This window comes from Brevibacterium sp. HMSC07C04 (assembly GCF_001815905.1).
Classification (GTDB): Bacteria; Actinomycetota; Actinomycetes; order Actinomycetales; family Brevibacteriaceae; genus Brevibacterium.
On record NZ_KV823238.1, the window covers coordinates 16,944 to 29,707 of the forward strand.

The 12,764-nt window shown below is 62.4% G+C and carries 14 protein-coding genes; 10 read left to right on the plus strand and 4 right to left on the minus strand.

What is annotated here, in order from left to right; translation table 11 throughout:
* Window positions 1-57: 57 nt before the first annotated feature.
* From HMPREF3162_RS01690 to HMPREF3162_RS01710, 5 genes are all read left to right on the plus strand, one after another.
* A complete protein-coding gene (locus HMPREF3162_RS01690) occupies window positions 58-342 on the plus strand; it encodes an HU family DNA-binding protein (RefSeq protein WP_070575812.1) in 285 nt (94 codons plus the stop codon).
* A gap of 263 nt (window positions 343-605) precedes the next feature.
* Window positions 606-1,154, plus strand: coding sequence for a YceI family protein (locus HMPREF3162_RS01695; protein ID WP_070776748.1), 549 nt, complete (start codon window positions 606-608; stop codon window positions 1,152-1,154).
* A 259-nt stretch (window positions 1,155-1,413) separates the two neighbouring features.
* The gene (locus HMPREF3162_RS01700; RefSeq protein WP_070776749.1) at window positions 1,414-2,160 is read left to right on the plus strand and encodes an IclR family transcriptional regulator; all 747 of its coding nucleotides are present in this window, start codon (window positions 1,414-1,416) and stop codon (window positions 2,158-2,160) included.
* Between the two features lie 263 nt (window positions 2,161-2,423).
* Complete coding sequence (locus tag HMPREF3162_RS01705; RefSeq protein ID WP_070575803.1) at window positions 2,424-3,131, plus strand: IclR family transcriptional regulator; 708 nt, start codon at window positions 2,424-2,426, stop codon at window positions 3,129-3,131.
* A 16-nt stretch (window positions 3,132-3,147) separates the two neighbouring features.
* Complete coding sequence (locus HMPREF3162_RS01710; protein ID WP_070776750.1) at window positions 3,148-4,341, plus strand: folylpolyglutamate synthase/dihydrofolate synthase family protein; 1,194 nt, start codon at window positions 3,148-3,150, stop codon at window positions 4,339-4,341.
* 10 nt (window positions 4,342-4,351) lie between these two features.
* Here the strand turns inward: HMPREF3162_RS01710 and HMPREF3162_RS01715 are convergent, their stop codons facing one another.
* The 3 genes from HMPREF3162_RS01715 to HMPREF3162_RS11280 are packed head-to-tail and all read right to left on the minus strand — an operon-like array spanning window position 4,352 to window position 6,539.
* Entirely contained in the window at window positions 4,352-4,960 is a 609-nt protein-coding gene (locus tag HMPREF3162_RS01715; RefSeq protein ID WP_070776751.1) for a DUF308 domain-containing protein, read from the minus strand.
* 14 nt (window positions 4,961-4,974) lie between these two features.
* Entirely contained in the window at window positions 4,975-5,742 is a 768-nt protein-coding gene (locus HMPREF3162_RS01720; RefSeq protein ID WP_070575793.1) for a glutamate racemase, read from the minus strand.
* On the minus strand, window positions 5,739-6,539 hold the full coding sequence (locus tag HMPREF3162_RS11280) for an HAD domain-containing protein (protein WP_070776752.1): 801 nt from the start codon (window positions 6,537-6,539) through the stop codon (window positions 5,739-5,741). Before HMPREF3162_RS11280 ends, HMPREF3162_RS01720 begins: the two co-directional genes overlap by 4 nt.
* 124 nt (window positions 6,540-6,663) lie before the next feature.
* Here HMPREF3162_RS11280 and HMPREF3162_RS01730 point away from each other — a divergent pair, with 124 nt between their 5' ends.
* From HMPREF3162_RS01730 to lhgO, 4 genes are all read left to right on the plus strand, one after another.
* The gene (locus HMPREF3162_RS01730; protein WP_070776753.1) at window positions 6,664-7,632 is read left to right on the plus strand and encodes a TAXI family TRAP transporter solute-binding subunit; all 969 of its coding nucleotides are present in this window, start codon (window positions 6,664-6,666) and stop codon (window positions 7,630-7,632) included.
* Window positions 7,633-7,639: 7 nt separating this feature from the next.
* A complete protein-coding gene (locus HMPREF3162_RS01735; protein WP_070776754.1) occupies window positions 7,640-8,155 on the plus strand; it encodes a DUF1850 domain-containing protein in 516 nt (171 codons plus the stop codon).
* 63 nt (window positions 8,156-8,218) lie between these two features.
* The gene (locus HMPREF3162_RS01740) at window positions 8,219-10,210 is read left to right on the plus strand and encodes a TRAP transporter permease (protein WP_070776755.1); all 1,992 of its coding nucleotides are present in this window, start codon (window positions 8,219-8,221) and stop codon (window positions 10,208-10,210) included.
* A 26-nt stretch (window positions 10,211-10,236) separates the two neighbouring features.
* Window positions 10,237-11,445, plus strand: coding sequence for an L-2-hydroxyglutarate oxidase (gene lhgO, locus HMPREF3162_RS01745; RefSeq protein WP_070776756.1), 1,209 nt, complete (start codon window positions 10,237-10,239; stop codon window positions 11,443-11,445).
* Here the strand turns inward: lhgO and HMPREF3162_RS01750 are convergent.
* On the minus strand, window positions 11,429-11,818 hold the full coding sequence (locus tag HMPREF3162_RS01750) for a universal stress protein (protein WP_070575772.1): 390 nt from the start codon (window positions 11,816-11,818) through the stop codon (window positions 11,429-11,431). The two genes, lhgO and HMPREF3162_RS01750, sit on opposite strands and share 17 nt — an antisense overlap.
* 23 nt (window positions 11,819-11,841) lie before the next feature.
* Here HMPREF3162_RS01750 and HMPREF3162_RS01755 point away from each other — a divergent pair, with 23 nt between their 5' ends.
* On the plus strand, window positions 11,842-12,756 hold the full coding sequence (locus HMPREF3162_RS01755; RefSeq protein WP_070776792.1) for an inositol monophosphatase family protein: 915 nt from the start codon (window positions 11,842-11,844) through the stop codon (window positions 12,754-12,756).
* Window positions 12,757-12,764 lie beyond the last annotated feature (8 nt).

Here is a 12,764-nt window from a genome sequence, read left to right on the forward strand (position 1 = left end):
GTTTTTCCTGTTCGTCTCGGTTATACCGAAACCTGAGTCCTAGAGGAGGACGCTTTTATGGCTAAGAACCGCAGCGAGCTTGTCGCAGAAGTTGCAGACAAGTCCGGCCTGACGCAGAAGCAGGTCTCTGACGTTCTCGACGGTGTCTTCGATGCCTTCGCAGATGTTGTCAGCAACGGCGAAAAGCTCACAATCCCGGGCTGGCTGTCCGTTGAGCGCACCGAGCGTGCTGCTCGCAAGGGCCGCAACCCGCAGACCGGCGAGGAAATTCAGATTCCCGCCGGCTACTCGGTGAAGCTTTCGGCTGGTTCGAAGCTCAAGGCTGCTGCAGGCAAGCCCTGATCCAGCAGACTGCGAACTTCACGTTCTTGAACTCTGATCGCGGCGTCTAGCGCTGCGGCGAGCACCCACGAGGGGACTCCGACAACTGTCGGAGTCCCCTCGTTGTGTTTCAGGCCCAGAGGGTGAATCCGGCCCACCGGCATGTTGGCCAATTGGGGCGTGTCGATTCGCTCGCGAAGCAGAAGAGCCGCACTAAGGTTGAAACTTCAATAAATCGTTGTTAGTGTTTTCCTTGAAAGTTCACTTAGCTTAGGAGTTTCATCATGGCCGCACTGCCGGCAGGCCTGACCGCAGGCACTTGGAATATCGCCCCCAGCCACTCAGAGTTCGCTTTTCGGGTCCGTCACGCGGGGGTTTCACGCGTGCGCGGTTCCTTCGATGTGATCGGCGGCAGCTTCACGGTGGGGGAGTCCCTGGAAGAACTGTCTGTCAGCGCCCACGCTGATACCGCGTCCGTTGATACGGGCAATGCTGACCGTGACGCGCACCTGCAGCAGGCGGACTTCTTCCTGGCCGAGGAGCACCCTCGGCTGACATTCGCTTCAACTTCGGCTGTGCTCGGGGCTGACGGTGAGTTCACCCTCGTCGGCGACCTCACGATACGCGGTGTGACAAAGAGCGTCGAGTTCGCCGCAAGCTTTAACGGCGCCGCCGAAGATCCCTACGGACAGACGATCGCCGGTTTTGACGCAAGCGCAAAGGTTGATCGCCGCGACTTTGGGATCGCATTTGACGCCGCCATGCCCGGCGGCGACCTTCTGGTGGGCAACCGTGTCGACATTCTGATCGAGCTTGAGGCAGTGAAGGCCTGACCGGGCTCCAGGCCGAAGCGTGCGGGTCCAGGCGGTTGCGCTGAATCGCGGCCACAGGTTGCGGTAGTCTGCCGAACAGACATTGTCACCGCCCAGCATGCACATGTGCGCACGGCCATCACGCGGAGCGCGCGGCTGTGTCGGCCACCCGCTGCAAGCGTCAACATCGTTGTCGACCGAGTTCGCAGCTCTCGTCCAGTGGTGTGCCGAATAGGTTCCGCTGGGCGAGCTCTGCGCTCGGTCTTCAAGGAGGAATGACGTGGCAGAAGTTCCCGCACTCAGGCGGTCTATTGGGATTCTCCGGCACCTGGGGTCCTCGCTGCTGCCGGTCAGTGCCGGCGCTCTCGCCCGAACCCTGAGCATTCCCCGCTCCAGTCTGTACGACCTGCTTTCGGTTCTTGAAGAGTTCGACATGGTGCGCAGGTCTGAGAACGGCTATCTCCTCGGTTCAGGTGTGGGCGAGCTCGATGCGGCCCATTCGCGTCACGATTCTCTGCGGCGAATCGTCCAGCCCGCTGCAGCTGAGGCTGCCGAAGCAGCTGGCGGTTCAGTGTGCGTATCCGTTCTGCGCGGTGGAGAAGCGCACTGCCTGCTGAGGGAAACTGCGACGTGGCTGCCCGGCACCGGGGCGCAGTGTGAAGCCCGCAAGCCCGCCTATCTCACCGCAGCGGGCCGGGCGATTCTGTCGCGGCTGGAGTGGCGGGAAGTTGCGGTGATCTATTCCTCAGAGCCCGTCTTTGCCCAAAGCGCCGGGCAGGAGCTGCCGTCGTTGCGGGAATTCAATGCAGAACTGGCGGAGGTTCGATCTCGCGGCTGCGCGCTTGAGCACCCTTCAATGGGCAATGCCGTCTTGACGGTTGCCGCGCCCATAGTCGATGCCGCCGGGCGGCCGATTGCAGCGTTCGGCGTTTCGGTGTCGCCAGAAGGCATCGTGGCGGATCGTGAAAGGGAGGTCAGCGCACTGGCGATCGAGGCTGCTGAGGGGGTTTCAGCAAGTCTGCGATGAGCGGATTCCAGTAGCCCGGACGATCGGACCAGTGAGAGCGCCCCTGTGTTTTGATTGAAAGCTAATGTATTAATATACGAAAACAGTAAAGGTTAATTTCCCCAAAACGTCTGTTGGTTCACGAAGCGCGCAGATGCATCTCACGTAATCGCGCTCGGGGCTTCGTGTCCCTATTTCTCGGTAGGCTGAGAATCGAAATAATCATCTTCGGTTCGCTGTTACCGTCAACGCCACAGCAGGCGCACGTGCAGAAAGGAGCACGAATGGCGGATGTCCCTGCTCTTCGGCGAGCAGTTTCTATGCTGCGCGCTATATCCGTCAGCAGCGAGCCCATGAGTGCCGGGCAGCTGTCCCGCGAACTTGAGATCCCGCGGTCGACGGTCTACGACATCCTCACGGTTCTCGAAGAACTCAACGTTGTCATCAAACGCAAGATCGGCTATCTTCCCGGGCCCGCTTCATCGGGTTTCGGGGCTGCGTATCTGCGGTCCATGCCGCTGGTCAACGCGGCAGCTCCGGCTATTCGCGCGCTTGCTGACGCTATGGACGGCTGTGTTCACCTGTCTATGCTTCGCGGCAGAAAAGCTCAGATCCTCGCGGTTGACCGCGGCACCGGCGCACCCGTCTGCTCAGACTGGGCCGGCGACATGCAGCCGGTGGAAACATCAGCTCCGGGCCGGGCGATCTTGTCGTGCCTGCCCAGGGACGCGGTTGCTGAACTCGTTGACGACAGCATGGTCGAGCGAGTATTCGAAGAAATCCGAGCGGTTCGCCTGCGCGGCTACGCGGTCGAACGCAGCAAAAACGACAACACGTGGATCATCAGCGCTGCTGTGCAGCCCAGGTCCGGTTCGCTGGTTGCAGCGCTGTCGGTTGTCCTGCCTGCCGAGCAATGGGATAACGACAGCGAACTGCGCGCTTCCAAGGCCGTCAAGCTTACTGCCAAGAGGCTTTCCGACCGCCTGAGCTGACGGTTAGGGTTGATCCGTGACCCTCCGACACGACCCGGCGGACGAACCCTTCTTCCGCGAATGGAACAACGCGCGGCGTCGCGAAACCGGGCGGGTGCGGACGATCACCCGGTCCCGCGCACGTTCAGCTCTGCTTCAGCAGCATTTGGGGCTCACGCGGGATCTTCCAGTCCCTGCCTGCCTTATCGTCGGATCCAAGGGCAAGGGCACAGCGGTGGCGGCAGCAACGGCGACCCTGCACGCTGCAGGCCTGCGCGTGGGAACCATCACGAGCCCGCCCCTGCGGCATAATCGCGAACGGATCCGCGTCGACGGCGCCGCTGCTTCTCAGAGTGACTACGAGGCTGTTTCTCGGCGGGCCGCCCGTGCGCTTGACTGCCTGCCCGCACCGCATGCGGGCTATCTTCCGCCTTCGGGCATGTTCACTCTTGTCGGCCTGCGTTGGCTATTGGATGCCGAGGTGGATGTCCTGGTTGTCGAAGAGGGCCTGGGCGGTCTCAGTGACGATGTTTCGCTGTTCTCGTACCCGGCCGTCGGCGTCACGCAGATCTTCAGCGAGCACCTGGATGTTCTGGGCGGTTCGCTCGATTCGGTTGCAGCTGATCTGCTGGGAGTCATCGACGAAGCCACTGAGCGGGTTGTTGCTTTCTCTCCGCAGCCGCCCCAAGCGCAGACCCGCCTGCCCGCAAATACGGTGCCGATTGAAACGGGGGCGACGCTTGAGCGCAATATCCGCGTTGGTGCTGAAACCGCCCGCAGCCTGTTGGCCGTCAGCTTCCCGGACAGACCGCACCAAGCCCTGCCGAATGCCCGGGAGCTCGCCGACAAGCTGATTCTGCCGGGCCGAGCGTCCCTGCACGCCGTGGATGGGGCACAGTGGTGCATTGATACGTCAATCAGCCCGGAGGGTGTTGCCGACATCCGCGGCCGGGCCGAGCGGATTCTGCGCCCGGGCTTTCGCGTGCTGGCAGCATTTCCCGATGTCAAAGACGTCGAAGGCTGCATAGCTGAACTCGACGGACTGCCGGTGACATTCGTCGGCGCAGGCCGCGAATACCTCAACTACACCCGCTCACAGGCAGGCACGACAACTCAGAAAGCAGCACACGACGCCCGAACCGACGGCTGCGATGTGCTGGCCGTGGGCACCCAGTCCTTCGCCGGCGAGCTGCTGGAACTCCTTGAAGTCGAAACCGACCGCTGGTGGTGAGGAAGGCCCGTCAGTCGTCGTCGACGATCTCGCCTTCGATCACCTGGGGGCCTTCGCCTCGGCCGTTCCAGCCCCCAGCCCGCCCGTCCTGCGTGCGGAAAGCGCGGAAGGTGGTGGTGATCCGGCGGGCCAGCATCAAGCTGAAGACACCGTAGACGCCCAGCAGGAAAGCAGCCAGGTACATGCCGACGGTGATGGTGTCTGCCGGGAAAATCGGCATGACAAACCCGGCGATCACAGCGGCAATGCCGAGCACCAGGCCCAGCCACCACGACCGAACGCCCAGGCTGCGCATGAGAACAGACACGAGAATGACGCCCGTGCCGAACAGAACGGCGACAACGCTCATCACCACAACGAGGAATCCGAGGAGTGCAGTGGGTGCGGCCAGAATGAGAATGCCCAGCAGACCTGACAGCAGCGCGTGACCCAGGGCCAGGCCTGATTTGCGGCGCACCGAGGCGACAAGGGCAAGAACGGCATCAACCAAGAGCCACGTGCCGACCAGGTAGGAGAACACCACCGCGCTGTGGCCGGGCCACACAATCAGCAGAATCGAAGCGATGAGCGCAAAGACACCCTGCAGGACTAAGAAGAGGTTGATCGGTCGGACTGCCACGGTAGATCCCTTCCTCATACAGCTATGTCCAAAAGCGCCTGGCCGGCTGGGTAGGCGCTGACTGCGGCCGGGAGCTTCCCCGGTCGTCCCGACAGGTACACCTGCAGCAGCCGCCCGGTGGGCTGTGCTTCCGAACTGGGGTTCAGCCCCAGCCGGTGCAGTGTCTGCTGGGCAACGGCGCCGTGCGAATCGTACAGCTGCCCGATACCCGGTCTGGCGGCGCGAATGACGTCGGCCACTAGTCCGTAGTGGGTGCAGCCCAGCACTATGTCGGTGATGCCTTCGGGGGTGTCGGCCATTGCTTGGGCGACTGCCGCGCGAATGCTCACGGGGTCAGCTGCGTCAATGGCCTGCGCCAGTCCGAAGGCCGCTGTCTGGTGAACGTCGAGACCGGCGGCAAACTTCCCGATCAGCTCATTCTGGTAGTCGCTGTTCGTTGTGGCCGGAGTGGCCCACACGGCGAAGGGCCGTCCGGTTTCAGCTGCGGGTTTGATGGCGGGCACGGTGCCGATGATCGGAATGCTGAACTCTTTGCGCAGAGCGGGCAGCGCATTGACCGAGGCGGTGTTGCAGGCCACGACGATCGCATCGGGGCTGTGCTGGGCCAGGGTGCGGGCTGAGAACAGCGCCCGCTTGGTGACATCGGCACCGGAGAGTCTGCCGTAGGGGGCGAAGTCCGGGTCCATGGCAAGCACGAGGTCCGCCTGCGGGGCTGCCCGGTGGATGGCGTGGGCAAACGCCGTCAGTCCCAGTCCGGAATCGAAGACGCCGATGGTGGTCATAGCCGCAGCTTTCTGGGTCGAGGTGTCAGCGAGTACGGGTTGTTCTGTTCCGGTCCGGTGGGGTCAGGGCGGGTCTCGGTGGGTGGGACAGCCGCCGGGCCGCTGGGTCCGGCAGGGTCAGCTGACATTTCCGAGGTGGCGATCTCCGCCGGTGTTGTCCGGTGCGGAGTTCTGGGGGCGGGTGGGGTGAACCGGCGCATCTGCTTGAAGTGCGCCTCGGTCAGCCCCTTGCTGTATTCGGGGGCGATCATGAGCAGGCGCTCGCCGAAGAGCACTGTGAAGTGCTCCAGGGTGGCAGGCTGGACCAGGTCGTCGTCAATCCAGATGGCCCGTTCGTCCGGGTGCTCGCGCAGAAACCTTTCGACCGCTTTGGCCTTCCACCACGTGTGCGGATCGTCCGCGTAGTAGTTGAATGACGAGTCCGGCATGGGCTCGACCGCGTAGCGGCCGGTGAAGCCGAGCTTCGGTTCGATCTCTTCCGTGCACAGGTGCGACCACGTGGACAGCCAGACCAGCTGGGCGTGACGGCGCCGCACAAAGCGCTCCATGAGCTGCACGATGTGCGGCCGGTAGTGGAGTTCATAGTTCCAAGCGCGCACAGCTTTGCGCTTTTCCCGCCTGAACCGAGGCTCCGGCACGGGATAGGAGTTGAGGACGCCGTCGACGTCGAGAAAAATCCGCACGGGCGACTGGGCTTGGACCATAAGTTCATGGTAGCCGCGACCGTTGACAGAGCGGACATCCGTGCCGCAGCTCGAGTTGACCCGTGGCTTGAGGACGATAAAGTACAGGTGCACGGTTTTCAGTGTTCATTCAGCTAAGCGGCTGATTGGTTGACGGAACTGTCAGGGTTGATGCGTTCCGGCACTCGTGAGTTCTGTGTGAAAGCCAAGTTGGTGTCAACGGAGACAAAGGAACATCATGCTCAAACGTTTGCGCTCTACGGCTGTTGTTGCAGCAGTCGCCTCAATAGCCCTGGTCGCTTCTGGCTGCGCTGGCGGCGGTGGAGACAAAGGCACAGATATAGTCACGATCGCGACCGGCGGTTCTTCTGGTGTCTACTATCAGGTGGGCGCTGGATATGCGAACCTGCTCAAAGACTCACTGGGTTCTGATGCAACGGTCCAGGCCACTGGCGCTTCGGTCGAAAACGTCACGCTGGTCCACGACGGCAACGCCGAAATCGCGTTCACGCAGGCTGACGCAGTCGACCAGGCAATCAAGGGCGAGGGTCCCTTCGAAGACAAATCCGCAGACAATATTCAGGCCATCGGTGCGCTGTATGACCAGTACATCCAGGTGGTCACAACAGAAAAGTCCGGGATCAAGACCTTTGACGACCTCAAGGGCAAGAAAATCTCAGTCGGCGACGCGAACTCCGGTGTAGAGCTCAATGCGCGCGCTGTTGTCAAGGCCTACGGGTACACCTATGACGACTTCAACGTCGACTACCTGTCCTACGCAGATGCCATTGACGCCATGAAGAACGGCCAGCTTGACGCCGCTTTCTTCACTTCGGGCATCCCGAACTCAGCCGTCAGCGACCTTGCGACAACCGAAAAGGTGGTTGTGCTTCCCCTGGATGGTGAGGGTGCGAAGACTCTGCTCGATGAGTATGACTACCTCGGCGAAGCCACTGTTCCGGCTGATACGTACAAGTCTGCCGAGGACGCCAAGACCCTGACCATTCCGAACCTTCTGATAGCCAGCCCCGACCTCACAGAAGAGGCGGGCTATGAGATGACAAAGGTCTTCTACGACAACCTGGACAAGCTCGAGAAGTCGCACAGCTCGGTTGCGGACATCGACATCGACAAAGCGGCTGACGTCAAGGTTGCCGAGCTGCACCCCGGGGCTAAGAAGTACTTTGAAGAAAAGGGACTTCTGTAGAACCCGCATGGCAGGCCGTAATCCGCTGCCCAGCAGCGCGCGATCGCTGACGCGCCGCGCGCTGCTGGGCGCGGGGCTCGGCCCGGCGGCAGCACTGGTGCTCGCCGCCGATGTCCCCGACCGGCGCCTCGTAGTCAGCTCTGTCCGGCCCGAGAAGCAGACTTTCTACCGTGCGCCGATCGGCGACGGCGACAGGATCACACTCCGATGGATCCACTCGGTGGATCACAACCCCTGGGTGGAGCACTACGCGGTGTATGGACGTGAACTCCGCTTGGACTGCATAGAGCTTCGGACAATGGGGGCGGGAACCCCGTCGAACGCACCCCGGGTGTACCGGTCTGGAAGCTCGCTGCACATGTGCGGCTATGACCGGCCGTACCAATCTCTCAACTGGATACATTCCCACGATGTTGCACACACAGTGACAATTCGTCGACAGCGGGGCAGTGAGTGGTCTTCGGACTTCATCGAGACCACAGATCTTCCCCATCGCGCTTCGATCACCCTGCGTGTTCTCTGAACGTCACGTCCTTACGGGGCAGTTCGCGTTCGGCGTTCATCGCCCTTCACATTTGGAGATTTCATGAATTCGACTGCATCACCGAAATCGACGTCTGATGGCTTCAGCAGCACAGACGAACTCAGCGAAGACGCCCAAGAGCTGTTGGAAGACCTGGACCGGGAGTCGCGCACCCGGCCGTATCAGGACACGTGGCTGAAGACCCCGGTTCTCATAGTCGGAGTGCTCCTGTCGCTCTACCACATGTACATCGCGCTGTTCTCCGGCCCGCCGCAGCTGGTGCACCGCGCCATCCACGTCTCAGCCATCCTCGTGCTGTGCTTTGCCCTCTACCGCCCAACGCGCAAACAGGGCAAAGCAACCGTTCCCTGGTACGACTGGATTCTGGTTGCCATATCAGCCTCAATCGCGGTCTATATTGCGCAGCAGTACAGCCAGATCGTCTCCGCTGGTGGGCGCTTCGACACGATTGACGTGGTATTCGGCGCGCTTCTGGTGTTCGTAGTCTTGGAAGCCGCCCGCCGCCTCACGGGGTGGGCGCTGCCCATCCTGGCCGTGCTGTTCATCGTGTATGGCATCTACGGTCGGATGATGCCGGGGGCATTTAAGCACCGCGGCTACGATCTCGACCGCATTCTCAACTTCATGCTCTCGACGAACGAAGGCGTCTTCTCCACGGCGATCGGCGTTTCGTCCACCTATATATTCCTGTTCATTCTCTTCGGCGCAGTGCTTGCCAAGTCCGGCATGGGAGAGTTCTTCAACAACCTCGCCATGGCCGTAGCCGGCCAGACTCGCGGCGGTCCGGCCAAAGTGTCGGTGATCGCCTCTGGCTTCCTCGGGTCAATCAACGGTTCGGCTATTGCCAATGTTGTGACCACGGGTGCTTTTACGATTCCGCTCATGAAGCGCATCGGCTACCGACCCAACTTCGCCGGGGCGGTTGAAGCCTCCGCTTCGGTGGGTGGTCAGCTGCTTCCCCCGATTATGGGAGCGGCGGCATTCATCATGGCCGAAACCCTGGGCATCCCGTATCAGCAGATTGCGCTGGTCGCGATCGTGCCCGCGCTGCTGTACTACCTGGGCATCATCGCCCAGGTGCACCTGCGGGCCACGCGCGACGGGCTGAAGGGAATCTCAAAGGACAGCATCCCGGCTGTTCTGAGCGTGCTGAAGGAGCGCGGTCACCTGCTGATTCCGCTGGGCTATCTGCTGTTCATGCTGTTCTTTTCGGGCCGCACGATTCTCTTCTCCGCTGTCACAACGGTCATCGTCACCATCATCGTGGCTCAGCTGCGCAAGACCACGCGGATGTCAGTCAAGGACATTCTCGAATCTCTCCGCGACGGGGCGATCACCGCTGTCTCGGTTGCTGTTGCATGTGCGTGCGTCGGGATCATCGTCGGCATCGCAACGCTGACGGGGCTGGGCGTCAAACTCGCCGGAGCGATTGTCGCCATCGGCGGAGGCCTTCTGCTTCCCACGCTCATCATGACGGCTCTTGCCTGCATCATCCTCGGCATGGGACTTCCGTCTATTCCGGCCTACATCATCACTGCGACCATGGCGGCTCCGGCTCTGGGCGAGCTTGGCGTCGAACCGCTGGTTGCGCACCTGTTCGTGTTCTACTTCGGCCTTTTTGCCAACATCACACCGCCGGTGGCGCTGGCGGCCTTTGCCGGAGCGGGCCTGGCCGGGGGCGATCCGATGAAGACCGGCTTTGCGGCCATGAAACTGGCAGTCGCGGGCTACATCGTCCCGTTTATCTTCGTGTACAACCCCGGCCTGCTGTGGCAGAACGTGCCGATCCCGGAAGCCGTGTGGATCACCGTCACCGCAGCCATCGGCGTTTTGGTGCTCGCGGTTGCCGCGGAGGGAATGTTCATGGCCCCCGTTCCGCTTGCGCTGCGGATCGTTCTTGCCGCAGGCGCAATCCTGCTCATTGTGCCCGGCTCGATAAGCGACTTCGTCGCCTTTGGGGTTCTGGCCGCAGGCTTTGCCGTTCAGCTGGTGGTGGCCGCGAAGAAGCAGCGGCTGAGCATCCGCAATATCTGAGAAGAGCTTCAGAGGGGAAACCGGCGATGCTCAAGCAGAACTTCGGAGTGATCGGTGCGGGAATCATCGGGGCTGCAGTCGCGCGGGAACTGACCAAGCGCTTCCCGGGCGCTTCGGTCACGGTGCTCGATAAGGAGCCCCGTGCGGCGCAGCACCAGACGGGCCACAATTCCGGTGTGGTGCATGCGGGGCTGTACTACGAGCCCGGCAGCCTGAAAGCGCGCCTGTGTCGGCGGGGTGTGAGCCTCATGCGCGAGTACGCTCTCGACCGCGGTCTGCCGTACGAAGAGTGCGGCAAACTGGTCGTCGCATTGAATGAGGCCGAAGAGGCTCGTCTCGGTGCCATCTATGAAAGGGCCGTCGCAAACGGGGTTCCAGGCGTCGAGATGATCGGACCCGACGGAATTCGGGATGCGGAGCCCAACGCGGTCGGCCGTTCGGCGCTGCGCTCACCGCAGACGGCCATCATCGACTACGGCGCGGTGACACGAGAGCTTCTTTCTGATGTAGAGCATGCCGGGGGTCAGCTGATCTTCGGCGCAGAGGTGACGGACATCGCCAACTGCGGCGGCGGCTGTGCGGTCGGCGCGCGCCGCGGTGAAGAAACCCTGCGTTTGACCTTCGATCACGTGGTCGTGTGCGCTGGCCTGCAGTCCGACAGGGTCGCCAAGCTGGCAGGCGGTGCTGAACACCCCAAGATCGTGCCGTTCTTCGGCCAGTACTCCCGGCTGTCCCCGGAGTACAGAACCGTTCTCAACGGGCTGGTCTACCCTGTGCCCGATCCCGCGTACCCGTTTCTCGGAGTTCACCTGACTAAGCGGGTCGACGGTGAGATGCTGGTGGGTCCGAACGCATTTCTCTCGTTCGGACGCGAAAACTACAGTGGTCGGCACATTGGAATCTCCGACAGCTTCGCAGTGGCTTCGGACCCGGGCTTCTGGCGGTTTGCCAGCCGAAACGTCAAGGCGGCCGTCCGTGAGTTCGGCGGTGTGATCTCCCGCCGCAGATTCCTGGCGGGCGCAGAACAGTATGTGCCGAGCCTTCGCGGTGCTGAATCGACCCCGATCACCCGAGGCATCCGCGCTCAGGCAATGGATCGCAGCGGGAACCTCGTCGATGACTTTGTGATCGAAAGGATCGGGGAGGCGACTCTCGTCCGCAATGCTCCCTCACCCGGTGCGACTTCGTCCTTGGCAATCGCCGAGAACTTAGTTGACACTACGGTGTTGCGGTGAGCACGGGAACGTCGGATTCCAGCAGAATGCGCTGAGCCTGGGAGCCCAGGATGAATTTGCCGATGGCGCTGCGCTTGCGCAGACCGATGACGATCATGCTGGCCCCGTGCTCCCCGGCGCACCGGTTGAGGGTTTCCACCAGATTGTCTTCGTGTTCCGGCTGCAGAACCTCAGCATCAACACCTGCCCTGCGGGCTTGTTCTTCCAGTGCGGCGGTTTCGGAAGCGTTGAGAGTTGTGACTTCGCTGGCCGCCCCCAGCCGGGGAGAGTTCACCACGAGTGCGCGAGTGCCGCGTGCCTTCGCCTCGGCAAAGCCCGCATCGAGAGCAGCCTGACCTTCCGGCGAGGGGAGATAGCCGATGATGACTGTCATAGGACCACTGTAACGTGGAGCGCATGATCGATCCGCTGTTGGCGCTCGCCCGGGACGCCGCGTTTCTCGGGTGGTCGCGCATGAGTCTGTGGGCTTCGAAGCTGTACCGCGCACACGTTGAAGCCAAAGACGACCCCAACAATCTCGTCACGGAAGCCGATGCTGAAATCGAAGGGCTCGTACGCGGCTACTTTGCGCGGTTCCGCCCCGAGGACACGATCGTCGGCGAAGAATCCGCGGAACTTCTTGAGGCTCACGAGGTGGAAGACGGTTCCGCTGTGCTGTCCGGTCTCGTGCTTCCCACCCTGGCAGAAGACCCGCAGTTCGCGGCGCGTCTACGTGAAATCGAACCACTGGAGTGGCACGTCGACCCGATTGACGGGACCGTCAACTTTGTCCGCGGACTGCCCGCCTACTGCATTTCCCTCGGCGCCCGCCGCCCCGACGACTGTCATCCGGCACACGGCCGGTGGGAGATCGGCCTCGTCGCAGCGCCGGTGCTGGACACCGTCTGGTACGCCCGCGCCGGTGCCGGCGCGTGGGTGCGCACAGGACTGCCGGAGGCTGCAGAACTGGCAACAGGCGCCTCGGCGGACCGGATCAGCGGAACCCCGGCGGGACTGCCGGGGGCGGTTGCCGCGACCGGGTTCGGCTACGCCCCACAGAGGCGCGCTGAACAGGTCAGCAGACTCAGCCCGGTGCTGCAGGAGTTCGACGATGTGCGGCGCATGGGCTCAGCCGCAATCGACCTGTGCCTGGCGGCGGAAGGGAAAGTCAACGCCTATTTTGAGCGCGGCCTGGGCATCTACGACTGGGCCGGGGGAGCGGTCATCGCCCGCGAAGCCGGCCTGCACGTGCAGCTGCCCACCGACCGCAGCGAGCCGGTCATAGTCGCAGACACAGCCGAACGCATGGAGTTTCTGCGGCGCCACGCCTGAGCGCTTGA